Annotated in this window: 16 protein-coding genes; 12 read left to right on the top strand and 4 right to left on the bottom strand. The window is 71.8% G+C overall.

Annotated elements, in window-relative coordinates; all coding sequences use genetic code 11:
• The first annotated feature begins 4 nt into the window (after positions 1-4).
• The 5 genes from WMF45_RS15765 (at position 5) to WMF45_RS15785 (ending at position 8,747) form a co-directional block, all read left to right on the top strand.
• Positions 5-967, top strand: a complete 963-nt coding sequence (locus WMF45_RS15765; RefSeq protein ID WP_437717712.1) for a macrolide 2'-phosphotransferase — start codon at positions 5-7, stop codon at positions 965-967.
• Positions 968-1,063: 96 nt separating this feature from the next.
• On the top strand, positions 1,064-1,348 hold the full coding sequence (locus tag WMF45_RS15770; RefSeq protein ID WP_437717713.1) for a hypothetical protein: 285 nt from the start codon (positions 1,064-1,066) through the stop codon (positions 1,346-1,348).
• On the top strand, positions 1,345-4,353 hold the full coding sequence (locus WMF45_RS15775) for an ATP-binding protein (protein ID WP_437717714.1): 3,009 nt from the start codon (positions 1,345-1,347) through the stop codon (positions 4,351-4,353). The genes WMF45_RS15770 and WMF45_RS15775 overlap by 4 nt, the downstream gene beginning before the upstream one ends.
• A 319-nt stretch (positions 4,354-4,672) precedes the next feature.
• Positions 4,673-6,052, top strand: a complete 1,380-nt coding sequence (locus WMF45_RS15780; RefSeq protein ID WP_437717715.1) for an MFS transporter — start codon at positions 4,673-4,675, stop codon at positions 6,050-6,052.
• A 1,150-nt stretch (positions 6,053-7,202) separates the two neighbouring features.
• Positions 7,203-8,747, top strand: coding sequence for a cellulose binding domain-containing protein (locus tag WMF45_RS15785; protein WP_437717716.1), 1,545 nt, complete (start codon positions 7,203-7,205; stop codon positions 8,745-8,747).
• 465 nt (positions 8,748-9,212) lie between these two features.
• Here WMF45_RS15785 and WMF45_RS15790 read toward each other — a convergent pair whose 3' ends face one another.
• Together WMF45_RS15790 and WMF45_RS15795 are read right to left on the bottom strand one after the other, a co-directional pair.
• On the bottom strand, positions 9,213-11,780 hold the full coding sequence (locus WMF45_RS15790) for a polynucleotide kinase-phosphatase (protein WP_437717717.1): 2,568 nt from the start codon (positions 11,778-11,780) through the stop codon (positions 9,213-9,215).
• Positions 11,777-13,276 (bottom strand): 3' terminal RNA ribose 2'-O-methyltransferase Hen1, encoded by a 1,500-nt coding sequence (locus WMF45_RS15795; protein ID WP_437717718.1) that lies wholly within the window; start codon positions 13,274-13,276, stop codon positions 11,777-11,779. Before WMF45_RS15795 ends, WMF45_RS15790 begins: the two co-directional genes overlap by 4 nt.
• 87 nt (positions 13,277-13,363) lie before the next feature.
• On the opposite strand from WMF45_RS15795, the gene WMF45_RS15800 reads away from it, so the two are divergent.
• Entirely contained in the window at positions 13,364-14,398 is a 1,035-nt protein-coding gene (locus WMF45_RS15800; RefSeq protein WP_437717719.1) for a sensor histidine kinase, read from the top strand.
• Positions 14,395-15,150, top strand: a complete 756-nt coding sequence (locus WMF45_RS15805) for a LytR/AlgR family response regulator transcription factor (protein ID WP_437717720.1) — start codon at positions 14,395-14,397, stop codon at positions 15,148-15,150. The genes WMF45_RS15800 and WMF45_RS15805 overlap by 4 nt, the downstream gene beginning before the upstream one ends.
• Here the strand turns inward: WMF45_RS15805 and WMF45_RS15810 are convergent.
• Positions 15,134-16,225 carry a serine hydrolase domain-containing protein gene (locus tag WMF45_RS15810; protein ID WP_437717721.1) on the bottom strand — a complete coding sequence of 364 codons (1,092 nt, stop codon included), beginning with the start codon at positions 16,223-16,225 and terminating at the stop codon, positions 15,134-15,136. The genes WMF45_RS15805 and WMF45_RS15810 overlap by 17 nt on opposite strands.
• Positions 16,226-16,529: 304 nt before the next feature.
• Between WMF45_RS15810 and WMF45_RS15815 the strand changes: the two genes are divergently transcribed.
• The 5 genes from WMF45_RS15815 to WMF45_RS15835 all read left to right on the top strand — a co-directional run bounded on the left by WMF45_RS15815 (position 16,530) and on the right by WMF45_RS15835 (position 23,272).
• Positions 16,530-17,645 carry an STAS domain-containing protein gene (locus WMF45_RS15815; protein WP_437717722.1) on the top strand — a complete coding sequence of 372 codons (1,116 nt, stop codon included), beginning with the start codon at positions 16,530-16,532 and terminating at the stop codon, positions 17,643-17,645.
• 201 nt (positions 17,646-17,846) lie between these two features.
• Positions 17,847-18,179 (top strand): hypothetical protein, encoded by a 333-nt coding sequence (locus WMF45_RS15820; RefSeq protein WP_437717723.1) that lies wholly within the window; start codon positions 17,847-17,849, stop codon positions 18,177-18,179.
• Between the two features lies 1 nt (position 18,180).
• Positions 18,181-19,545: an efflux RND transporter periplasmic adaptor subunit gene (locus WMF45_RS15825; RefSeq protein WP_437717724.1), complete on the top strand. Its 1,365-nt coding sequence runs from the start codon at positions 18,181-18,183 to the stop codon at positions 19,543-19,545.
• A gap of 10 nt (positions 19,546-19,555) precedes the next feature.
• Positions 19,556-22,690, top strand: coding sequence for an efflux RND transporter permease subunit (locus tag WMF45_RS15830; protein WP_437717725.1), 3,135 nt, complete (start codon positions 19,556-19,558; stop codon positions 22,688-22,690).
• Positions 22,691-22,693: 3 nt separating this feature from the next.
• Complete coding sequence (locus WMF45_RS15835) at positions 22,694-23,272, top strand: TlpA family protein disulfide reductase (RefSeq protein ID WP_437717726.1); 579 nt, start codon at positions 22,694-22,696, stop codon at positions 23,270-23,272.
• 12 nt (positions 23,273-23,284) lie between these two features.
• On the opposite strand, the gene WMF45_RS15840 is transcribed toward WMF45_RS15835, so the two are convergent.
• Positions 23,285-24,841 carry a hypothetical protein gene (locus WMF45_RS15840; protein ID WP_437717727.1) on the bottom strand — a complete coding sequence of 519 codons (1,557 nt, stop codon included), beginning with the start codon at positions 24,839-24,841 and terminating at the stop codon, positions 23,285-23,287.
• Positions 24,842-24,965 lie beyond the last annotated feature (124 nt).

Consider the following 24,965-nt stretch of genomic DNA (forward strand, 5'->3'; position numbering starts at 1 on the left):
TCTCATGACCGCAATCAACGAAATCTCCTCCACCGGCTCTTCCTCCTTCGCGCCCATCGATTCGGTCGGCGCGCTCCTCGATGCGGCGCGCCGCGAGGGGCTCCGTCTCGTCACGTCCCACGCCGACTTCGACCGGAGCGGGCTCGACTTCCTCGTCGTGCACGCCCACGACGAGGGCGGCGTTCCGTGGGTCGTGCGCACGCCGCGCCGCATCGCGGTCGTCGCGTCGGCGCGCGTCGAAGCGCGCGTGCTGGCCCTCGTGCGCCAGCGCTTGCCGGTGGCCGTGCCGGACTGGCGTGTTCACACCGACCACGTGATCGCCTATCCGCGCCTCGGCGACGTGCCCGCCGTCTCCTTCGATCCCGAGGCGGGCCCGCGCTGGAGCCGCGTCGATCCGGCGGCGCCGTCCGATGTGTTCATCGCGTCGGTGGCCGAGGCGCTCGCGGCGCTCCAGCGCGTGGACGCGGCGGCGGCCCGCTCGGCGGGCGTCCCCGTGAAGTCCATCGCCGACGCGCGCCAGGTCCATGCGCGGGCCATGGACGAGACGCGCGCCGCGCTGGCGCCGCCGGACGCGCTGTGGGCCCGGTGGCAGCGCTGGCTCGAGAACGACGCGATCTGGCCGCGCGACCTCGCCCTCGTGCACGGCGATCTCCACCCCGGCCACATGCTGCTCGACGAGGGCGGCCGGCTCACGGGGATCCTGGACTGGACCGAGGCCCACATCGGCGATCCCTCGGTCGACTTCGCGCTCTTCGTCGGCGCCTTCGGCAAGCCCGCGCTCGACGCGTGCATCGCGCGCTTCGAGGCGGCCGGCGGCACGACGTGGCCGGGCCTCGCGGCCCACGCCGGCGAGCGCTGGGCGGCGTTCCCCGCGATCGCGGCGAAGTGGGGAGTCGAGTCCGGCGACGAGGGCGTCATCACCCACGCGCGCAACCTGCTCGCAGGGATCGTGGCCGAGAGCGGGTGAGCGCCGGCGCGCCGCACCCCATCACCCAGGGTGATGATGCGTTGCGTTGTGAGCCCGCGCATGTTCAGCCGCGGCGGCCCTGAGTAGCCTCTCCACATGACCGGAGGACACGGCGCGGATGCCGGCGCGGCGGATCGCGCGCTCGTGCTCATGCTGCTGGGCACGGTGCTGCTCGTGTCGCCGGCGCGGCTGCTCTGGGCCCGAGGCCTGCTCGCGGTGGCCGCGGTCTTCGCGGTCTGGGCCGCGCTGATCGCGCTCGCCGCGCTCGCGACGCGCTCCGACCGCGGCGATCGCGGCGACCTGCCGAGCGGCGATCACGCCCGCGGCGAGCGCGATCGCGGCGACCCGGCGCCCGGCGCCGGTGATCGAGGGCCGCCGTGATCGACGTCGGCGTCTTGCTCTTCGCCACGGTGGCCTGGCTCGCCGTGCTCGCCGCGATCGCGCTCGCCGCGCAGCGCGAGCGGATCCCCCGCGCGCTCGCGCGCCACCCGCTCGTCCTCGCCCTCTCGCTCGGCGTCTACGCCTCGTCGTGGACCTACTACGGCGGCGTCGGCTTCGCGCAGCGCCACGGCCTCGTCTTCCTCGCGGTTTACCTCGGCCCGACGCTCGCGTGCATCGCCACCCCGCTCCTCTGGTCGCGCGTCCTGCGGATCACGCGCGAGCAGCGCCTCTCCTCGCTCGCCGACCTCTTCGCCTTCCGCTTCCAGAGCCCCGCGGCGGGGGCGGTCGTCGCCGCCTTCTCCGTCGTCGCCAGCGTGCCCTACGTCGCGCAGCAGTTCCGCGCGACAGAGCAGTCGGTCCGCGTGCTCTCCGGGCCCGGGCACGAGGAGGCCGTGGGCGCCGTCTTCTGGGCGCTGCTCACGCTCTTCACGGCGTTCTTCGGCGCCCGCCCGGCCGCCGAGCAGGGGCGGGAGGACGGCCTCGCGGCGGCGGTCGCGTTCGAGTCGGCGGCGAAGCTCGCCGTGCTCGCGGCCGTGGGCCTCGTCGCCGTGCTCGGGGCCTTCGGCGGGGCGGGCGGGCTCGCGGACTGGCTGGGCGATCACGCCGCCGAGGTCGAGGCGCTCGGCCGCCCCGTGCGCGAGGACAGCGGCTGGACGTCGATGCTCGTCATCAGCTTCGCCGCCGCCTTCCTGCTGCCGAGGCAGTGGCACATGGCGTTCGCGGGCGGCGCCGGCGACCGCGCGCTCGCCAGGGCGGCCTGGGCCTTCCCGCTCTTCCTGCTCGCGCTCAACCTGCCCGTGCTGCCCGTCCTCTGGGCCGGGACCCGCCTCGCGCCGGCCGAGCCCGCCGACAGCTACGTGCTGCTCGTGCCGCAGCTGCTCGGCCAGGGCTGGCTCGCGCTCGCCGCGTTCATCGGCGGCATCTCCGCGGCGAGCGCCATGGTCATGGTCACCGCCGTCGCCCTCGCGAGCGCCAGCGCCACGCACCTGCTCCTGCCGATCGCCCGCAGGACGCTGCGCCGCAACGTCTACGCGCGCGTGCTGTGGCTCCGCCGCGGGCTCCTGATCGTCATCCTCACCGGCGGGTGGCTGTTCCACCGCGCGCAGCCGCACCGCGGGCTGCTCGTCGAGAGCGGCATCGTGTCGTTCGTCGCCTTCGCGCAGTTCCTGCCGGGGCTCTTCGCCGCGCTCTTCTGGGAGCGCGCGACGCGCGCGGGGTTCCTCGCCGGGCTCCTCGCCGGCATCGGCACGTGGACGGCCACCTGCCTCGCGCCCTTCCTGCCCGAGCTGTCCGGGCTCGACCCGGGGTGGCTCGATCTCCTGCGCGAGGGCGCGGGCCGGGCCGACCCCGCCGTGTACGTGACGGTCACGGACACCTGGTCGCTGCCCACGTTCGTGTCGCTCGCCGTCAACGGCGCCACGCTCGGGCTCGTCTCGCTCCTGCGCCCCCCGGCCGAGGAGGAGCGCGAGGCGGCGCGCCTGTGCACGCGCCGCGAGATCGGCCCGTCGGTCGAGCGCGCGACCGTGGCCTCGAGCGTTGGCGCGCTGGAGGAGCGGCTCGCGCGGCTGCTCGGCCGCGAGGCGGCCGCGCTCGAGGTCACGCGCGCCCGGATCGAGCTCGACATCCCGCGCGACGAGACGCGGCCCACGGAGCTCCACGCGCTGCAGGAGCGCCTGCACCGCAACCTGTCGCCGCTCGTCGGCCCGGTGCTCGCGAGGACCGTCGCGGAGGCGGACGCGCAGGCCGCCCCCGGGGCGTTCGGCGGCAGAGCGGCGACCGGCGCGCTCACCGAGCAGCTCCGCTGGCTGGAGCGGCGCCTCGCGCGCGGGGAGGCCACGACGACGTTCGTCGGCGCCGCGAAGGAGCTCGACCTCCTGCGGCGCTGGCTCCGCTCGGTGCTCGCGCAGCTCCCCCTCGGCGTCTGCGCCGTGGGCTCCGACGGCGCGATCAGCCTCGTGAACCGGCGCCTCGAGGCGCTCGTCGGCGCCGAGGAGCGCGACCTCGTCGGGGCGCCGCTCGACCGGCTGCCGGCCCCGTTCGCGGAGCTGTTCGCGCGCGCCGCCCGCGCCGCCTCGGCGGGCGAGGCCGGCGCGGACGAGATCGAGGCGCACGTGGCCGGCCGCGCGCGCTCGCTGCGCGTCCACCGCGCCGCGCTCGACCCGCTCGACGCGCGCGCCGCCTCGGGGGGCGTGGTCCTCCTCGTGGAGGACCGCACCGAGCAGCGCGCGCTCGAGGCGCAGCTCGCCCACCGCGACCGCCTCGCCCAGCTCGGCCGCCTCGCCGCCGGCGTGGCCCACGAGGTCGGCAACCCCCTCACCGGCATCGCCTGCCTCGCGCAGAACCTCCGCGCCGAGTCCGACAGCGACGAGATCCGCGCGCGGGCGGGCCTCATCCTCGGCGAGGCGGCGCGCATCGAGGCCATCCTGCGCTCGCTGCTCGACCACAGCCGCACCGGCGCCGTGCCGAAGCCCGGCGAGGGCGCGCGCGCGCGGGTCGGGCGCGTGGCGCTCGCCGAGGTGGTCGCCGAGGCCGTGCGGCTCATCCGGCTCGACCGCGCGGCGCCCCACGTCCGCGTGGATCAGGCCTGCCCAGAGGCGCTCGTCGTCATCGGCGACCGGCGCGAGCTCGTCCAGGTCTTCGTCAACCTGCTCGCGAACGCCCGCGACGCGTCCGAGGCCGGCGCGCTCATCGCCGTCCGAGGGTGGATCGACGCGGGCCAGATCGTCGTCGAGGTCGAGGACCACGGCAGCGGCATCCCCGAGGAGCTCCTCGCCGCGGTGCTGGAGCCGTTCGTGACGACGAAGCGCGACCCGAGCGGCACGGGGCTCGGCTTGCCGCTCTCGCGCTCGATCGTCGAGGATCACGGCGGGACCCTCACGCTGCGGAGCGCGGTGGGGCGGGGGACGACGGTCGTCGTCCGGCTGCCGCTCGCGGGCGCGGGGTGAAGCGGTCGGCGCGGGACGTCGGGTGTTACCGATCGTAACGAGACGTGGCCGAACGAGCCCGCCAGCGTGCTTGCCCCGTGGACGAACAGGTATTCTCAAGGCTGCTTGCGTGGTATTGAGATCAAAGAGAGCAGCATTCCGCGAGCCGGGGGTGACAGGGCATCGACCCACGCGCTGCCCGGCCCCTCCTCCTCCCTCGCGTGCGGGGTGAGGAGGAGCCATGAAGAACACCCTGGCTGCCTCTTTCCGCTCGGCGCGCCTCCAAGCCCGTCTCCGGCCCTCTCGACGAGCGCTGGAACTCCTCCGAGGAACCGTTCTCATGGCACAGACGTCTCCCCAAACCTTCGACGTGACGCCCACGACCCAGGCCCCCGCGGCCGGGCGTGAGGTTGTCAGCAGCTCCACGCTCTGGAAGGTCATCTTCGCGTCCGCTGGCGGCACGATGATCGAGTGGTACGACTTCTATATCTTCGGGAGTCTCGCCGCGATCATCTCGACCCACTTCTTCCCGAAGGACAACCCGACGGCGAGCTTCCTCTTGACGCTCGGCACGTTCGCCACGGGCTTCGTCGTCCGCCCGTTCGGCGCGCTCGTGTTCGGGCGCATCGGCGATATCGTCGGTCGGAAGTACGCGTTCCTCGTGACGCTGCTGCTCATGGGCGGCGCGACGGCGCTCATCGGCTTCTTGCCGACGTACGACAAGATCGGGCTGCTCGCCCCGATCGCGCTCGTCCTGATCCGCCTCGTCCAGGGCCTCGCGCTCGGCGGCGAGTACGGCGGCGCGGCGGTGTACGTCGCCGAGCACTCACCCGACGAGAAGCGCGGCTTCTACACCTCGTTCATCCAGATCACGGCGACGCTCGGTCTGTTCGTCTCGCTGGCGGTGATCCTCAGCACCCGCCTCATCGTGGGCGAGGAGGCCTTCAAGGACTGGGGCTGGCGCATCCCGTTCCTCCTGTCGGTCATCCTCGTCGTCGTGTCCTTCTACGTGCGTTCCCGCCTCAAGGAGTCGCCGATCTTCAGCAAGCTCAAGGCCGAGGGGAAGACGTCGACCGCTCCCATCAAGGACAGCCTCGGCAACAAGCGCAACTGGAAGGTCATCCTCGTCGCCCTCTTCGGCGCCACGGCCGGCCAGGGCGTGGTCTGGTACACGGGGCAGTTCTACGCCCTCTACTTCCTGCAGAACACGCTGAAGGTCCCGTTCATCACGGCCACGATCGTGATCGCCTCCGCGCTCGCCCTCGGCATGCCGTTCTTCGTGTTCTTCGGCGCGCTCTCGGACCGCATCGGCCGCAAGAAGATCATGCTCGCGGGCAACCTGTGCGGCGCGATCGGCTTCTTCCCGGTGTTCTGGGCGATGAAGCAGAACGCGGACAACCCGGTCGTGCTCACCGCGCTCGTGTTCGTGCTCGTGCTGTTCGTCACGATGGTCTACGGCCCGATCGCGGCCTACCTCGTCGAGGCCTTCCCTGCGAAGGTGCGTTACACGTCGCTCTCGATCCCGTACCACGTCGGCAACGGCGTGTTCGGCGGGCTCTTGCCGCTCATCGCCTCGTCGGTGACGGTCGCGACGGGCAACATCTACGCGGGGCTCCTCTATCCGATCGCGGTGGCGCTCATCACCGTCGTCGTCGGCGGGATCTTCCTGAAAGAGCGCAGCGACGTGCGCCTCTGGGACGAGCTCGATCGCCCGGCTTGACGGCGATCTCCCGGCGGACGGAGCGCGGCTCGCGCGCCGTCCGCCGCCTCCTGCTCCTTGCAGGTTCGCGGGATACGAGCTCAGCCGTCAGGCGCTGCAGCGAGGCATACGAAAGTACGCCGCAGCGAGCCGCACGACGTGGATGAGCCCGTAGAACTGAAACCTCCCTCGAAATTCCGGAAAAATTCACAGGGAGGCGGGGAGGAGGGGAGTGGAATCCCACCAACCCTCCCCGTCTCCCCGCCTCCCTGTTCAATTTCTCTTCTCGAGAATGCCAATTGGTCGAGGTCGGGGCCTACTGGGTTGGTCAGAAGGTGCTCGCAGAGGCGACGCGCGACACGTCCGGCGACGAGACGACCTGGACGCTGCCGGAGCACTTCCCGACGGGGAAGTACCTCCGTGTGACGGTGGATGGCGGCACGCTGACGCAGGGGGAAACGCGCTGGCGTGGAACGAGCACGGCTACCACGAGATCGCGCTCGACGCGGGCGCGCTCACCTTGTCGCCGTAACAACCCTGTCATTCCCGCCGTCGGGCCGGCGCGCGCGGCGATCTCGGCGCCCTCACGGGCGCGGCGCCGCGCGCGGGCGCCGTCCATCGTTCCCGCAGATCTGGTAGCGGGTCGCCCAGGCCCGATTCGGCTGAGGGGCGCTCTGTTACCGCATCGCTCGAGCGCGGCCTTGATCTCGAGCACGAGCCACAGAGGCAGCGAGGCACAGAGGAGCATCCGTGTGCTCTGTGCACCTGTGGTTCAATAGTTTTCCTTCAAGGAACGCGGGCGGCCATGGGAGACGTGATGTTGGCAGATCGCGTCGATGAATAGTTTCGTTGCCACTGATGGCTGTGGGCTCGCCGGTGTGCCCCATGCTGCTTCGCTACATTGAACTACAGCATGGTGTTTGATTCGTCACGGGCTTGAGAGAGCAATTGTGCTTGACTCGGTACATGGTGTGATCGAAGGGTCGCTGGTCGGGCATCAGAGGTGGGAAGTGGGGAAGTGGGGAAGTGGGGAAGTGGGAAATCGGAAATTGGGGGCCACGAAGCAAAGATAGGTTGAGCGCGCCGTGTCATATGCTTTGCGCGCGGCGCGTCGGCGTGGCATCTTACGGAACTTGCTTGCGGCCTCTCGGCCGCTCCTGGGAGAAAATTTATGCGCTTTGCTAGCTTGCTGAGCTTCGGCTCGGTTTCGATCGCTTGCTGCCTGGCCGCCTGCATCGCCGCGTCTCCGGACGACGAAGAGATCCTGTCGCTGGAGGGCGAGCTGCTCAGCTCGGACGGGACGATGTCGGCGGAGCTGTCGTACCAGTCGCAGTGGTCGACGGGGTACTGCGCCAACGTGACCGTGAAGAACATGAGCTCCAGGCCGAGCACGTCCTGGGGCCTTTCGATCGCGCTCAACGGCGCGACGACGGTCAGCTCGTGGAATGCGCGGATCACGCAGTCGAACGGGCAACTGAACGCCACCAACGAGAGCTACAACGGCTCGCTGGCAGCAGCGTCGGCGGGAGCAGCAGCGTCGACGACCTGGGGGTTCTGCGCGAACGGCACGGCGAAGCCTTCGATCACGTCGGTCAACGGCAACGGGAACGGCGGCTCGACGTCGGCGAGCTCCAGCAGCGCCTCGAGCAGCTCCAGCAGCGCTTCGAGCAGCTCCAGCAGCGCTTCGAGCAGCTCCAGCAGCAGCTCGTCGGCCAGCTCCGGCGCAGGTGGCGCGGGCGGCGGCGGAGGCTCAGGCGGCGGAGGCGCGGGCGGCAGCGGTGGAGGCCCGGTGGTCAATTCCGGCCTTCCGACGCCGCCCGGATCCAGCAATGTGGCGAAGCCGTCCGGCGCGGCCGGCGGGTTCAGGGTCATCAACTGGGCCGGCTTCACGGGCGCCGTGTCGTACACGTTCGACGACTCGAACTCGAGCCAGATCCAGAACTACGACACGCTGAACGCGCTCGACGTTCCGTTCACCTTCTACCTCCAGACCGGCAAGACCGAATCGACCAACTCGGTGTGGCAAAGGGCGCTGAGCGACGGGCACGAGCTCGGCAACCACACGAAGAGCCATTCGAGCAATGACAGCGGCGCCGATACGGACGCCGCGACGCAGTTCATCGAGAGCAGGTTCGGCACCAAGGTGTGGACGATGGCGGCTCCGAACGGCTCGTCCGTGTACTCGAGCATCGCCAGGACGCGCTTCCTCATCAACCGGGGCGTGGCCAACAACCTCATCGGCCCGAACGACTCGACCGATCCGTTCACGCTGCCCTGCTACATCCCCCCGACCGGCGCCTCGACGACGGTGCTGGACCAGCAGGTCACGAGCGCGCGGGACGCCAAGAAGTGGCGCACCGTCCTGGTGCACGGCTTCACCGGCGGCAGCGACGGCGCCTATCAGCCGGTCGGGCTCCAGGCCTTCGTCGATCACGTCAAGCACTCCAAGGCGCTCGGCGACATGTGGCTCGACAGCGTGGTCAACGTCGGCGCTTACTGGCGCGGCCAGAAGGCGGTCTCCTCCGCCACCACCTCGACGTCCGGCGGCGCGACGACCTACACGTGGCAGCTCCCCGCCAACTTCCCGCCGGGCAAGTACCTGCGCGTGACGGTCACCGGCGGGACGCTCAAGCAGAACGGCGTTCCGCTGAACTGGGATCCGCACGGCTACTACGAGGTGGCGCTCGACGCGAAGTCCGTGACGCTGTCGCCGTGACGAAGCGGGCCCGCGCCCCGCGGCCCCCCCGCCGCGGCGCGCGGTGGGTTTTCGTCCGTGCGCTGCGCGACGGCCGGGCGATCTGCCTCTCGTCAAGATGCCCGCGTCGCATCGGGGACGACGCGACCACGAGCCCGCTCGACGGTCGCTCCTCCCGCTCTCGACACGTCTTGCCTGAAAGACGCTGTGGCGCTGCGCTCAGCGCGCCGCTCTACGAAGCGACGCTCACGGCGCCGCATGGAGCCGCTGTACGACGTCGCGAGATTCCGGGCGCTCGTCCCCATGACAGAACAAAGAAGGAGAACGATCTCTCAGCGGTCGGGAGGCGGCAGCGAAAAACCGATCGACCCCGGAAACGCCACGGAAGATATCGACGAACGCCCGGGGCGCCGCCTCGTTCGATCCGCGCGTACCGATGGACATCGCCGAGGAGCGGGATGACGACCACCGCTTTCCCGCTCCCCGTCACAGCCGCGGATCGACCGGCTCGCTCTCCAGCGCCAGCACCCCGAACACACACTCGTGCACGCGGTGCAGCGGCTCGCCCTCCACGAAGCGGTGGAGCGCCTCCAGGCCGAGCGCGTACTCCCGCAGCGCGAGCGCGCGCTTCGACGACACGCTGCGGTGGCGCAGCCGCGCGAGGTGCTGCGGCGTCAGGTACTCCGGCCCGTAGATGATGCGCAGGTACTCCGGCCCGCGGCACTTGATCGCCGGCTGGACGAGCCCGCGCGGGCCGCGGACCACCCACTCCCATGACTTGACCACCATGCCCTCGCCGCCGCGCTCGACCATCTCCGTCCAGAAGGCCACCGCCTGCGCCTCGCTCTGCGGGTCCGAGAGGTCGACGACGCGGTGCGGGGTCTCCACGAAGAACGCCGGATCGACCTCGGCGAGCCGCGCGAGCTGCCGCAGGTGGAAGCCGTGGTCCCGCGCCGCGTGCACCGCGCCCTCGCTCGCCAGCAGGTGGAACGGCGCCAGCCGGAGGTCCGCGAGCGACCGCACCGGCCAGCAGTAGCGCCGGTACGCCGCCACGTACCCGTCCATCGCCGCCTTCCGGGCCGCGTGCCGCTCGAGCAGCTCCCGCGCGCTCTCGTCGCGCGCGGCGGTCATCGTGAGCGCCCGCACCGCCGCGTCGAGCGACGCGCGGCCCGACGAGCCCACGGCGGCGTACTGGCCGCGCAGGAGATCCTGCGCCTTCGCCGACCAGGGCAGGAGCTCGGCGTCGAGGCAGACCCAGTCCGTGCGCAGCTCGGCCCACAGATCCGCCCGATCCATCGCCGCCCGCACCCGGTCGATGAGCTCCCGGCTCCGCGCCTCGTCCGAGAAGAACGGCCTGCCCGTGCGCGTCGTGCACACGCCGAGCGGCCCCTCGTCGAGGCGGAACCTCCGCCGCCGCGCGGCCTCGTCGCGGCACACGACGAGCACCGCGCGCGACCCCATGTGCTTCTCCTCGCAGACGACGCGGCCCACGCCGTTCTGCCGGAAGTACGCGAACGCCTCGCGCGGGTGCTCGAGCAGGCCCCCGTCCTTCGCCGTCTCGCTCGGCGACATCGTCGGCGGCAGGTAGATGAGCCACCGGGGATCCACGGCGAAGCGGCTCATCGCCTCGAGCGCCGCCGCCGCGTTCTCCTCCCGGATCGTCACCATGCCGTGCACCCGCGTCCGGATCGCGCGCCGGCCGCGCACGTCGTCGATGTCGAGCACGTCGTGCGCCTGCCCCCGCGCGCCGGCCTTCGGCTCGCCCGCGAGCGGCGCGAGCGGCTTCGCGGGCTCGTAGTACACGCGGCGCGCCTTGACCTCGACGAGCTCGCGCTCCGGGTAGCGGAGCGCCGTGAGCGCGCCGCCGAACACGCACCCCGTGTCGATGCAGATGGTGCGGTTCTCCCACTCGGCCACCGTCGTCGGCGTGTGGCCGTAGACCACCATCGCCTTGCCGCGGTACTCCGAGGCCCAGTTGTACCGCACGGGAAGGCCGTACTCGTCGGTCTCGCCCGTGGTCTCGCCGTACAGGCAGAACTCGCGCACGGCGCCCGAGCCCCGGCCCTGGAACGCCTCCTTCACCCCCGCGTGCGCGACCGCGAGGTTGCCGTCGTCGAGCACGTAGTGGCTGACGAGCCCGTCGATGAAGTCCGCCGCCTTCGCCTTGAACGCGTCCGTCTCCGACTCGAGCTGCTCGAGCGTCCGCTCGAGCCCGTGCGTCGGCTTCACGTCGCGCCCGCGCAGCTTCTTCAGCAGCTTCACGTCGTGGTTGCCGGGCACGCAGAGCGCGGCGCCCGACGCGACCATCGCCATCGCGAGGCGCAGCACGTCGGGCGAGCGCGGCCCGCGGTCCACGAGGTCGCCGAGGAAGATCGCGCGCCGGCCCTCGGGGGGCGACACGCGCGGCGCGTCCGGCAGCCCCTCCAGCTTGTAGCCGAGCGCCTCGAGCAGCTCGACGAGCTCGTCGAAGCAGCCGTGGACGTCGCCGATGATGTCGAACGGCCCGCGCTCGTCGCGGCGATCGGTCCACAGGCGCTGCCGCTCGATCGTGGCCGCCGCGACCTCCTCGGGCGAGGAGAGCACGTGCACGTAGCGGAAGCCCTCGCGCCGGAGCTCCTTGAGCGAGCGGCGCAGCTCGCGGCTCTGGCCCCGCACGACGTGCGGGCCGAACTGCCGGTCCGGCCGGCCGGCGTTGCGCGCGTGGCAGAGCTTCTCGGGCATGTCGAGCACGATGGCCACAGGCAGCACGTGGTGCTCGCGCGCGAGCGCGACGAGCGGCCTGCGCGCGTCCGCCTGCACGTTGGTCGCGTCGACGACGGCGAGCCGCCCCGACGCGAGCCGCTTGCCCGCGATGAAGTGCAGGACCTCGAAGGCGGACGCGCTGGCGGCCTGATCGTTCTCGTCGTCGGACACGACGCCGCGGTAGTGATCGGACGAGAGGATCTCGGTCGGCTTGAAGTGCGCCCTCGCGAACGTGCTCTTGCCGGAGCCGGACGCGCCGACGAGCACGACCAGCGAGAGGGAAGGGACGATGAGGGGGGCCTGCTCGCTCACGACGCCACCTCCGTCGCCTGCGCTTCGGCGCCGCCCGCGCCGCCGTCCTGGGCCTCTCCGCCGCCCGCTCCGTTGGTGCTGCTCGTGCCGCCCGCGCCGCCCTCGCGCGTGAAGATCGCCATCTGCGTCGGCGCGCCGAGCGAGGGATCCATCGGGCCGATGGGCAGGTGCTCGACGGCGTAGCCGTGCGCGGCCGCGACCCCCTCGCAGAAGGCGTGGAACTCGGCGCGCGTCCACTCGAAGCGGTGGTCGCCGTGGCGGAGCGCGCCGCGCGGCAGCCCCTCGAACAGCGCGTTGTACTCGGCGTTCGGGGTGGTCACGAGGACGACGCGCGGCCGCGCGTGCTCGAAGACGCTGCGCGTGAGCGCGCCGAGCCGCGAGAGGTCCACGTGCTCGATGACCTCGACGAGGGTCGCGGCGTCGTAGCCCGAGAAGCGCGCGTCGCGGTAGGTGACCGACGCCTGGAAGAGCTGGATGCGCCGCCGCTGCTTGTCGGGCAGGTCGTCGAGGCGCAGCCGGTTCTTCGCGATCTCGAGGCTGCGCATGGAGACGTCCGCGCCCGCGACGCGCTCGAAGACGCGCTCGTCGACGAGGCGCTTCAGCAGCTTGCCCTCGCCGCAGCCGAGGTCGAGCACGCTCCTCGCCTCGGCCCGGCGGAGCGCCGCGACGACGGCCTCGCGCCGCGCCTCGTCGAGGCTGATCCGCGCCTCGCCCCGGTCCTCGGGCGCGGCCTTCTCGTCCTCGGCCTCCTCGGGGCTCGCCTCGTCGTCGGCCACGAGCCGCGCGAGCGCGGCCCGGAAGAGCGGCCGGCTGTGCTTCAGGTAGCGGAGCGCGATCGCCTCGCGCTCCGGGTGCTCCGCGAGCCACCCCTTGCCCTTGGCGAGGAGGTTGTCGACCTCGGCGTCGCCCACGTAGTAGTGCTTCTTGTCGTCGAGCACGGGCACGAGCACGTAGAGGTGCGCGAGCAGCTCCCTGAGCCGGCACGTCCTCGCGAGCGAGACGCGCAGGTAGCCGCTCTGGCCCCACTCCGGGAACGCCTCGTCGAGCGGGAGGCGCTCGGCCGCGATCTCGTAGCCGAGCGGCTCGAAGAGCCGCCGGAGCAGCGCCTCTCCGCCGCGGCACGGCAGGGCCTCGATCGTGGCGGAGAGGGGGATCGGCGCGTCCGCGAGCTCCGGGCGGTCGCGGCACTTGCCGCCGAGCGCCGAGCCGAAGACCTGCGCGATCGCCACGGAGAGGAACGACGAGGCGACGTAGGGCCGGTCGTTCACGTACTGCGCGAGCGTCCCGGGCTCGCCCGCGCCGCGCCCGCGCACGAGGTCCACGGGGTCGACGTCGAGCAGGAGCGCGGCGGTGCACCGCTCCTCGGTCGCCTCCGGATAGAACACGTGCGCCTTGCCGAACGACAGCGGGAACGACTGCGTGTACGCCGGGTTCTTGACGAGCAGGTAACCGAGGTCGGTCGCCGGCCGGTGCGTGGTGGTGAGCGTGAGGAGCATCGGGGGCCCGAGTCTACGCGAGAGGGACGACGCGCGACACGCTCGGCGCGACCGCGCGGGGGGCCCTCCGCTGCTAGCGTTGAACGGGTGACGCAGGAGCCCGCAAGCCCGGGAAAGGCCCACGTCGGCAAGGCCGTGGTGATCACCACGGCCGTGCTCTGGCTCCTCGACTGGATCGACCAGGGAAGCTTCGAGCCCTGGCGCGGGCTGGGCACCGCGGCGTGGGTCGCGGCGGTCCTCGGCGCGCTCACGCTGGTGGCGCGCCGCATCGAGCCGCGGCGCGCGCCGATATGGCGTCAGCTCGTCGTGCTCGCGTTCACCGCCGGGATCGCCAGCTCCATCGCCACCACCTTCTTCTTCCTGGTCGCCACGGCGCTGCCCGAGGTGTTTCCAGAAGGACCGCGACGGCCGCTCGTGGCCACCGCCGTCGTGGGCTTCTTCGACGGCGACGCCCTGTTCGGCTTCTGGGCCCTCCTGATCGAGCTGCCTCGACAGATCGGCGCCGAGCGGAGGCTCGAGGACGAGCGGCGCGCGCTGCGCCAGGAGGTCGAGCTCGCGCACATCCGCGCCGCGCTCGAGCCTCACTTCGTGTTGAACACGCTCAACACGATCGCCGGCCTGGTGACCGAAGAGCCGGCCGAGGCGCGCACCCTGATCGCGACGCTCGGCGACCTGCTGCGGGACATCATGCAGGGATCGCGGCGATCCCATCACACGGTCCGCGAGGAGGTGAGCTGGCTGCGGGGCTTCGCGCGCATCCTGGAGTCCCGGCACTTCGGGCGGCTCGCGTTCGAATGGGACGTGGACGCCTCGGTGGACGACTGCGTGCTCCCTGTGCTGCTGCTCCAGCCCCTGCTGGAGAACGCGGTGCACCACGGCGCGCTGCGCCGGCGGGAGCGCGGCCGTGTCGTCCTGCAGATCACCGGGGAGGCAGGGCACCTGCGCTGCGCCGTCGAGGACGAGGGCCCCGGCTTCGACCTGGCCGCTGTCCCGCCGGAGGGGCGGGGGCTCGCGCTGGTGCGGCGCCGCGTCGCCCTGGAGTCGGCCGACGCGTCGCTGCGCATCGACTCGAGGCCCGGCCGGACGCGCCTGGAGGTCACGCTGCCCAGGAGGACCGCATGAAGCAGCTCTCCGCTCTCGTCGTCGAGGACGAGTGGCCGGCGCGCAACTTCCTCGTGGAGCTGCTGCGCGATACAGGGAGCTTCGGAGCCATCGCCGCGGTGACGAACGTCGAGGCGGCTCGAGAGGCGCTCGATCGCGTCGAGCTCGGCATCGACGCCGTCTTCGTCGACATCCGGCTCGTCGATCGCCCTGGAGACACGTCGGGCCTCGAGTTCGCCCGCTCCCTCTCGGCTCTCGCGAGCCCGCCGGCGGTGGTGCTCGCCACCGCGCTGGCGCACCACGCGCTCGATGGGTTCGAGATGGGCGCTGTCGACTATCTCCTCAAGCCGTTCACGCTCGACCGCGTCACAACGTGTGTGGCGCGGCTCCTCGAGCGACGCCGGGCGCCGTCCCCGAGCGCGGGAAAGCCGCGCCTTGTCGCGCGAAGAGACGACCGCCTGGTCTTCCTGGACCTCGACGGCATGCTGGCGTTTCAGGCGGCCGAGCGGCTCACCTATCTCCACCACGCCGACGGCGTGTTCTCGGTGGACCTCTCGCTCAACGCGCTCGGGGCCACGCTGGGCGACCGTGTCCTTCGCGTGCACCGCAACTGGCTCGTCGCCCCGGCGTACGTGCGCGGGCTCGGCCGGCTCGACGGGGAGCTGATCCTCGAGGTCGGTCCAAGTCTCCGCGTGCCCGTCTCGCGCGATCGCGCGCGAGAGGTCCGGCAGCGGCTCCTGGAGAACACCGTCGGCATCACTCTTCCCGACTGAGCTCGCCTCTCTCGGCCGAGAGGACAAGCTTCGCCAGCTCGACCCCGAAGCCCTCGATATCAAACACATCGTACGTGTTCGTCCCGAGGATCACGCGCGTGTTCGCCGCCGGGCAGTCGACAGCGACCCCTCCAAGGCCATAGTCCCCGGCGCCGGCCACGGCGTAGACCGTCTTGCCCTCCAGGTCGTGGGCGCCGCCCGAGAGGTAATGCGTCTCGTACGACGCGAATGCGGCCGGACCGAGCACCTCTCCCTTCCAGACGGCGACCAGCCAGCGCTCGAGGTCGGAGACGGTCGTCACCAGCCCGCCATTGCCGACGAGCGACCAGGTGTACGGCCATCCGGCGGGGTCGTTCTCCCCGAAGGTCGAGGCGTCGTATCCGATCGCTGTGTCGATCTGCTCCCAGATCGGGTCACCGAAGAACCCGCTCTGTCGCATGTGGGCGGGAGCGAAGAGCTCGTCACGCACGTAGTCCGTGAACGCTCGTCCCGAGACGGTCTCCACGACGTCGGCGAGCAGCGTGTAGCCGGAGTTGGAGTATTGCTCGTTGCTTCCCGGCTCGAACAGCAGCTCCTGCGCGAAGATCCGCTGGCGCGCTTCGAGCCGCGTCATCGGCTCGAAGTCCCCCTCCGTGTCGTGGTACTCGTCGAACCCGGCGCGGTGCTGGAGGATCTGAACGAGCGTGATCTCGGCCTTGTCGGCCGGCACGTCATCGAAGAGGGTCGCGAGCGAGTCGGTGACAGCGAGCGCGCCGTCGCCTTCGAGCTTGAAGATGGCCGTCGCGGTCAGGTCCTTCATCACGGAGCCGAAGTCGTACGCCGTGCCGGCGACGTTGGGGATGTTGCTGTCCCGATCCGCCAGGCCGTAGCCGCTCGCGAGCACCTCGGCCCCGTCGACCGTGACCAGCACCGACCCGGAGAACCCGGCCGCGGCCGCGTCCGAGAGGCGACGCTCGAGCTCCTCGCGGAGCTCGTCCCGCTCGGGAAGTGCGGGAGACTCCCCGCTGCACCCAGTTTGTGGGACAGCCAGCGTGACAAGGCCGGCTGCCATCAGCCATTGCGAGATGGGTTTCATGCCGCGCCAGGCTGCCAGCCGAGCTCGCGAAGATCAGGGACGAACCGACGAGCGCCGGGTTCTCGGCCACGAGCGGCGGGTTCCGCGGGACGAGCAGCGCTTTGCTCTCTTTCTCTGGCCTGTTCGCCGCCGCCTGCACCGTCGCCGCGCCTCTGGCCCCGCCTCTCGAGGGGCCGTCACGGACGTGCGCTCCCGCGCGAGCCCCGGAGCGCGGTCGCGGCTCGCCCGTCGAGGGCGACGCGCGCCGGGTCGAGCCGGTACACTGCCGCAGGCGGGCGGGGGCGCTCGTGGACTCGGGGAATTTATGAGCACAAGCTCTGAGCTTCTGGACAAGAAGATCCGCGTCGTCGTCGGGGGGATGGCGATCGAGTGGGATCTCGAGAACGGGCAGTGCACGTGGGCCGGCGTCCCCTCGGTGTCGATGTTCCTGCCGAGCAGCGTGGTTGGCCTGATGTCCGGCTTCCAGCGGATGGCGGGGACCGAGCGCTTCAACCTCGCCGTGGAGAGCGGCGGGCGGCTCAGCATCGACGACGACTGGACCTACATCTCCGGTTATCCGACGTTCGAGGAGGGCTTCAAGGCGCTCGGCGTCGGCGCGGCCACGGCGGGCTGGGGCGTGTGGCACGTGCTCTCCCTGGACCGGGAGCGGAAGGAGGCCCGCTTCCGCGTGGTGAACGGGTGGGAGTCGGTCTACCAGAAGGAGCTCGATGTCTGCTGGGGCAGCAGCATGATCGCGGGCAAGCTGGCCGGGTTCTGCACCCGGCTCTTCGGGGAGGAGTGCGACGTCGAGCAGACGTCGTTCGCCGCGCGAGGCGACGCCCACGACGAGTTCACGGTGCGCCCCGCCACGACCAGCCTGGAGGACCGGCTGCAGCACCTGCTCGACGAGGAGCGGGCGACGAAGACCGACCTGGCCATCACGCTGCACAAGCTGAAGCGCGAGGTCGACGAGCGCGCCCGCATCGCCGAGGAGCTCCAGCGGACCGAGCAGGAGCTCCGCGACAAGCTGTCGCTCATCGAGCGGCAGCAGCACGAGCTCCGCGCGCTCGCCACCCCGATCATCCAGGTGTGGGACGGCGTGCTGACGCTCCCGTTGATCGGCACGCTCGACGGCGTGAGGGCCGGGGTGATCACCGAGGAGCTGCTCGACGCCATCGTCAGGACGGGCTCCCGCTATGCGATCCTCGACATGACCGGCGTGGACAGCATCGACGGCGAGACCGCCGATCACGTGATCCGGATCATCCGCGCGGTCGAGCTGCTCGGCGCGAAGGGGGTCATCACCGGCGTGCGCCCCGCGGTGGCCGCGCTGATCACGTCGCTCGGCCTCGAGCTGTCCGCCGTGACCACGCTGCGGAACCTCCGCGAGGGGCTGCGGATGTGCATCCAGTCGCTCTCGGACAAGCCTGCAGGGGTGTGAAGACGGCGGGCGGTGGGACGCCGCCCACCGGCGATGGCTCTATCCGCCGGAGGTCCGCCCAGGGATGGCCGGACCTCGTCCCCGGCTCGCGCTCTACGCTTGCGGCCAGGGCCAGCGGCGGTAACGGTGGTGCCGGTGCGCTGGCGCGCGTCCGAGGCGCTCCCGTCGCGTGACGCCGCGAACAACCATGAGAAAAGGCCCATGAAGCTTCGTTCCATCTCGGTCCTGATCTGCGCCTTCGCCCTCGGCGCTGCGTCGTGCTCGAAGGAGGCGCCGAGCGCCGGCAAGGACGCGCCCGAGCAGACGCAGGCCAAGGCGGCGGCGCACGCGCCGGCCGACGTGAAGCCCGGCTCCCACGAGGACTGGTGCGGAGAGCACCAGGTGCCCGAGTCGCAGTGCACCCGCTGCAACCCGGATCTGATCCCGGCCTTCAAGGCCACGGGCGATTGGTGCGCCGAGCACGGGCTGCCCGAGTCGCAGTGCCTCAAGTGCAATCCTGATCTGAAGATCGTCCGGCCGCCGAAGGGGAGCTGACGTGCCAGGCCGCGTTGGCATTGCGGTGCTCCTGCTCCTCGCCGGGCTCCCGGGCTGCGGGGGCAAAGGGACCGACAGCTCCGCGGCGGAGAAGGCCGGGGTGAAGCGGAGCGCGGCGTCGGCCGTCGAGGGCGCCATGTGCAAGGAGCACGGCGTGCTGGAAGCCCTGTGCACGAAGTGCAACCCGAGGCTCGCCCCGGTCTTCCAGGCCAAGGGAGACTGGTGCAAGGAGCACGAGTTTCCGGAGTCCATCTGCCCCATCTGCCACCCCGAGCGCGGCGGCAAGCCGGAGGCCGACGTGGCGAGCGACGGCGCGCCTGCCGACGGGACGAAGGTCAAGCTCAAGACCAAGGACACGGCCCGGCTCGCCGGGATCCTCACCGCAAAGGCCGTCGAGCGTCAGGGCGGCGGTGGCATCCCCGTGACCGCCAGGATCGTCTACGACGCGCTCAAGGTGGCGGAGATCAACGCCCGCGCCCCGGGGGTCGTCCGGCAGCTTCACGTGGACGTGGGCGCGGAGGTCAAGAAGGGCGCGCCGCTCGCGATCATCGACAGCGCCGACGTGGGTGCGGATCGATCGCGGCTCGCCGGCGCGCAGTCGCGCCTCACGATCGCCGAGGAGAACCTGAAGCGCGAGGAGCAGCTCGAAAAGGAGGGGATCTCGTCGCGCCGGAGCGTCCTCGCCGCGCAGCAGGAGCTCGACGCCGCCCGTGCCGAGCGCGCCTCCTTCGCGGCCTCCCTGGCCGTCGTGGGCGCGAGCGCGGGCGGGAGCGGGGGCTACACGCTCGCGACCCCGCTCGCCGGCGTCGTGACGCAGCGGAAGGCGAGCGTGGGCAGGCTCGTCGGCGTCGAGGAGACCCTGTTCGAGGTGGTCGACGTCTCGAGCATGTGGGCCGAGCTCGACGTCCCCGAGACCGAGCTCGCTGCCGTCTCGCTGAAGCAGCCGGTGGTCATCGAGGTCGACGGCATCGAGGGGCGCGAGCTCAGAGGGGAGATCACGTACGTGGCGCCGGCCATCGACCCGGCCACGCGCACGGCCAGGGCGCGCGTCCCGCTCGCGAACCCGGGCGGCGCGCTGCGGGCCAACATGTTCGGCAGGGCGCGCATCCTCGCCCCCTCCCGCGCGGCGGTCGTTGTGCCCCGCGCCGCGGTGCAGCGCGCGAGGACGGTGAAGCTCGTGTTCGTGCGGCTCGCGGACGACCAGTTCGAGGCGCGGCGGGTCGAGGTCGGGGCGACCGAGGGCGACCTTGTCGAGGTGACCAGGGGCGTGCGTCCGGGCGAGGAGGTCGCGACGGAAGGGAGCTTCCTGCTCAAGACCGAGACGCTCAAGGAGAGCATCGGCGCCGGCTGCTGCGGCGAGGACTGAGCCGCGGGCCATGCTGAACGCCGTCATCACCTGGTCGCTCCGCCACCGGTTCCTCGTGATCCTGGCCTCGATAGGCCTCTCCCTGGCGGGCATCCTCGCCTTCCGCCGCCTGCCGATCGACGCCTTCCCTGACACGACGCCTGTGCAGGTGCAGATCAACACCGTCGCGCCTGCCCTCTCCCCCGTCGAGATCGAGCGCCAGATCACGGCGCCCGTCGAGCAGGCGATCTCGGGGCTGCCCAGGCTCGAGGAGGTCCGCTCGCTCTCCCGCTTCGGCCTCTCCCAGGTCACCGCCCGCTTCGAGGACGACACGGACATCTACCTGGCCCGCCAGGTCGTCATGGAGCGCCTCCAGACCGTGACGTTGCCGCCGGGGATCCATCGCCCGGAGCTCGGCCCGGTCGCCACCGGGCTCGGCGAGGTGTTCCACTACGTGGTCACGGGCAAGGGCAAGTCGCTGAGCGAGCTGCGGACGGTCCACGACTGGGTCATCGCGCCGCAGCTCCGCTCGGTGCGCGGCGTGGCCGAGGTGAACGCGTGGGGCGGCGATGAGCGGCAGATCCAGGTGCTCGTCGACCCGGCGGAGCTCACCGCGCGGGGGCTCTCGCTCCACGACCTCTCCGAGGCGCTGGAGCGCAACAACGCCAACGTGGGCGGGGGCAACCTGGACCAGGCCGGCGAATCCAGCCTGATCCAGGGCATCGGCATCGCCACGCGCGTGAGCGACATCGAGGACATCGTGGTCGCCGCCAAGGGCGGGGCGCCCATCCGGGTGCGCGACGTCGCCCGGGTGGTCGAGGGGCGCGAGATCCGGCGGGGCGCGGTCACCGCCGACGGCCAGGGCGAGGTCGTTCTCGGCCTCGGCTTCATGCTGATGGGCGAGAACAGCCACGACGTCACGACGCGGCTCAAGGCGCGCCTTTCGGAGGTCGAGAAGAGCCTGCCACCAGGGGTCGACGTCGCCGTCGTCTACGACCGCACCGAGCTCATCGACAGGGTGCTCGGCACCGTGCAGAAGAACCTGCTCGAGGGCGCGCTGCTGGTCGTGGCGGTGCTCTTCGCCTTCCTCGGCAACCTCCGCGCCGGGCTCATCGTGGCCTCGGCCATCCCCCTGTCGATGCTCTTCGCCTTCGACCTCATGCTGCGCGCGGGCGTCGCGGGGAGCCTGATGAGCCTCGGCGCGATCGACTTCGGCCTCGTCGTCGACAGCTCGGTGATCATGGTCGAGAACTCGGTCCGGCGGCTCTCCGAGGACGCGAGCGACCGGAGCACGACGGACGTCGTGCGCGACGCCTCGATCGAGGTCCGCAAGCCGACGATGTTCGGCGAGCTGATCATCATGATCGTCTACCTGCCGATCCTCGCGCTCGAGGGGGCGGAGGGGAAGCTGTTCCGGCCGATGGCGCTCACCGTCATCTTCGCGCTCATCGGCTCGATGATCCTGTCGTTCACGCTCATGCCGGCGCTCGCGAGCCTGCTCCTGCCGCGCCGCATGAAGGAGCGCGACAACGCGCTCGTGCGCCTCCTCAAGCGGGCCTACCGGCCCGCGCTGCAGCTCGCGCTGCGGTGGCGCTGGGCGGTGCTCGCCGGGGCCGCGCTGCTGCTCGGCAACGCGGCTTTCCTCGCGACGCGGCTCGGCTCCGAGTTCGTGCCGCGGCTCCGTGAGGGCACCCTCGTCGCGAACACCGTGCGGCTCTCGGGGGTCTCCGCGGGCGAGTCGATCCGCTACGGCACCCGGCTCGAGCGGGTCCTCCTCGACAGGTTTCCGGACGAGATCGAGCGCGTCTGGACGCGCACGGGCACCGCGGAGGTGGCGACGGACCCGATGGGGCTCGAGCTGTCCGACATGTTCATCACGCTCAAGCCGCGGGAGGCATGGAAGCGCGCCGCCACGCAGGACGAGCTCGTCCAGGCGATGGAGTCCGAGCTCGCGGGGATGCCGGGCATGCGCGTCATCTACACGCAGCCCATCGAGATGCGGGTCAACGAGATGGTCGCGGGGATCCGGGCCGATCTCGGGGTGAAGCTGTTCGGCGACGACTTCGACACGCTCAAGCAGAAGGCGCGCGAGATCGAGGCCTCCCTCAAGCAGATCCCAGGCGCCGCGGACGTCGTGACCGAGCAGGTGACAGGCCAGCCCGTGCTCGAGATCGAGGTCGACCGCGCCGCCATCGCCCGCCACGGCATCGCGGCCGCCGACGTCCTGGATGTCGTCGAGGCGCTCGGCGCGCGGGAGGTGGGGCAGCTCCAGGAGGGCGAGCGCCGCTTCCCCGTGGTGCTGCGCATCGACGATCGCTACCGGGAGGACCCCGCCTCGATCGGCCGCATCCTGGTCACCGCGGCCGGCGGGGAGCGCATCCCGCTCGCGCGGCTCGCGAAGATCCGCACGACCGAGGGGCCGGCCGCGATCAACCGCGAGTGGGCCAAGCGCCGGATCGTCGTGCAGGCGAACGTCCGGGGCCGCGACGTGGGCACCTTCGTCGAGGAGGCGAGGGCGAGGCTCGATCGGGAGGTCGAGCTCCCGCCCGGCTACTACGTCCGCTTCGGCGGGCAGTTCGAGCACCTCGAGCGGGCGCAGGCGCGCCTGCTCGTCGTCGTGCCCATCGCGCTCGGGCTGATCCTGCTCTTGCTCTACTTCACGTACGGGCGGCTCCTGGATGCGGTCCGCGTCTTCACGGGCGTCCCGTTCGCCGCGATCGGCGGCGTCGTCGCGCTCTGGCTCCGCGATCTGCCGTTCAGCATCTCCGCGGGCGTCGGGTTCGTGGCCCTGTCGGGCGTCGCGGTGCTCGGGGACATGGTGCTCGTCTCGACCATCCGGCAGCTCACGGCGGCCGGGATGCCGGTGCGCGACGCCATCGAGCTCGCGGCCGAGCGGCGCCTCCGCCCGGTCCTCATGACGGCGCTCGTCGCCTCCCTGGGCTTCCTGCCGATGGCGCTGAACACGGGCGTCGGCGCCGAGGTCCAGCGCCCGCTCGCGACCGTCGTGATCGGCGGCGTGATCTCCTCCACGCTGCTCACGCTGCTCGTCCTGCCGGCGCTCTACAGCGTGGTCGGCGGGAGGCTCCGCGCGGACGCCGCCGGAGAGGCGGGCGCCTCCGAGCCTCCGCGGCCCGCTGGCCCGGCTCTGTCGCCTGCGGCGGAATAGCCGGTGAGCGCGCGCTCCCGCCTCCGCGCGATCGCCGTCACGGCGGGCGTCCTGATCCTCGTCCAGGCGCTCGCCATGGGGCTCTACTGGGCCGTGGAGCGCCACCGCGGCGTCGGCCGTCGAGGGCGCCCTTTCGCGGTCGAGCGGCTCCATGACGGCCAGCGCGTGCCCGACGCTGCCTTCGAGCAACCGGACGGGACCTCGCTTCGCGCCGCCGCTCTGCGCGGCCGCCCTGTGCTGCTCCACTTCTGGGCCACCTGGTGCGCCCCCTGCCGCGCCGAGCTCCCGCGCTTGCTGGAGCTCGGCCAAGAGCTGGAGAGGGCCGGGAGGCTCCAGGTCGTGGCCGTGAGCGTCGACGAGAACTGGGAGGTCGTGCGCGCCTTCTTCGGGGGCGAGGTCCCGCCCGGCGTCGTGCGGGCCGGATCCCCTGCGGTGCAGCAGCGGTTCGGGGTCTCGACGTTGCCCGACACCTTCCTTGTGGAGGCGGACGGCAGGATGTCCCTCCGCTTCACGGGCGCGAGGGACTGGCAAGCGCCCGAGGCGACAACGCTGCTGCTTGGACAGGAGCGGCCAGCGCCCTGATCGCGCTTCCCGCTATTCGGCGCCCCCGGCAGACACCGAAGACCCATCGAGGGAGCCGCCGGCGCCATTCGTGCCACCTGCGCCATTCGTGCCGCCTGCGCCATTCGTGCCGCCTGCGCCACCCGCGGCATCCGTGCCGCCGGCGCCATTCGTGCCGCCGGCGCCATTCGTGCCGCCTGCGCCGCCTGCGCCATCCGTGCCGCCGGCGCCATTCGTGCCGCCTGCGCCACCCGCGGCATCCGTGCCGCCGGCGCCATTCGTGCCGCCGGCGCCGCCCGCGGCATCCGTGCCGCCGGCGCCATTCGTGCCGCCTGCGCCATCCGTGCCGCCCGCGCCACTCGTGCTGCCTGCGCCACTCGTGCTGCCTGCGCCACTCGTGCTGCCTGCGCCACTCGTGCTGCCTGCGCCACTCGTGCTGCCTGCGCCACCGGTGCCATCTGCGCCGCCACCACCACCCGTACCGCCTGTGTCCGGGTCCTCCAGGGGGTAATTCTCGTCGAGGCACAGACGGCCTTCAGGCGTCGCGGTGCAGATCTCTCCCTTCGCGCAGGCCCTCTGGCCTTTCGGGCACTTCGTCACGTCGAAGAGGCAGAATCCGTTGGTCTCCACGCCAAAGAACACACACGAGGCGTGCGGCAGCAGGCAGTCGCTGTGGCTGTTGCACGCGGGCGCGCACATTCCGAGGTCACCAACCCCGGGCTCGGCTGTCAGAGGATACAAGCAGAGACCGCTCTCCAGCCCTCCGCAGTCCTCGTTGGCGACGTCCCCGCCGAGCCCGCACAGCTCGGCGCACACGCCGACGTCGGCGCCGATGTCGATGCACCACCCCGCGCAGGGATCCGTGCCGTCGGCCTCGAGCGCGCACTCGGCGCCCGCCGGCAGCCCTTGCGTGGGCTCGTCGACGCAGATGTTTACGCGGGGATCGCACACCCGGCCGCCGCACTGGCTGTCCGATCCGCAGTTCGGCATGCATACGGATACATCGCCGATCTCCTCGCAGCGCAGCTCCTCGCGGCCGCGGCACTTCGTCGGATCGAGCTCGTCGACGATGCTCTCGAGCGGGGGCTCGCCCGAGGTGCAGCCGAGAAGGCAGAGGCCGTCGAAGCACGCGCTGCCTTCGCCCTCACAGTCGCTGTCTCCCGTGCACGTGGTCGTGCAGTACCCGCCCGCCGGGCCTCCGCCGAGGAACTCGTCGCCCGACTCCTTGAAGCAGTAGCCGCGCCGGCCGCAGTCCGCGTCCCTCTCGCACCGGGCGCCGAGCCCCCGCCCTTCGCCCGAGCCGCCGTCGCCTGAGCCGCCGTCGCCCGAGCCGCCGTCGCCGCCCCCGGCGCCGCTCTGGGCGCTGGAGCCGCCGTCGTTGCCGTCGGAGCCGCCGTCGCCGGAGCCACCGTGGCCGGAGCCGCCGGAGCCGCCATGGCCCGCCGCGCCCGCGCCGTTGCTGCCGGCGCCCGCGCCGTCGCTCGTCGATGTGCCTCCCGCGCCGCTGTCGGCATCGTCAGAGCAGCCGAGAAATCCCGTAGAAAATGCGACCGTGGTGAGCAAAGCCGCCGCAATTCTTCGCACTCTCATCGCTGTCACCCGAACCAGGAGGACGTGCCCCCATCGGGCGCGCCGTCGACTGATTCACAGACGGTACCGGAATCGGCGCCTCTCCAACATCGGCAAACGGCCTCGTGCCGGCGTTCGCTGCCCC

The organism is Sorangium sp. So ce448, assembly GCF_051520915.1.
Lineage (GTDB): Bacteria > Myxococcota_A > Polyangia > Polyangiales > Polyangiaceae > Sorangium > Sorangium cellulosum_B.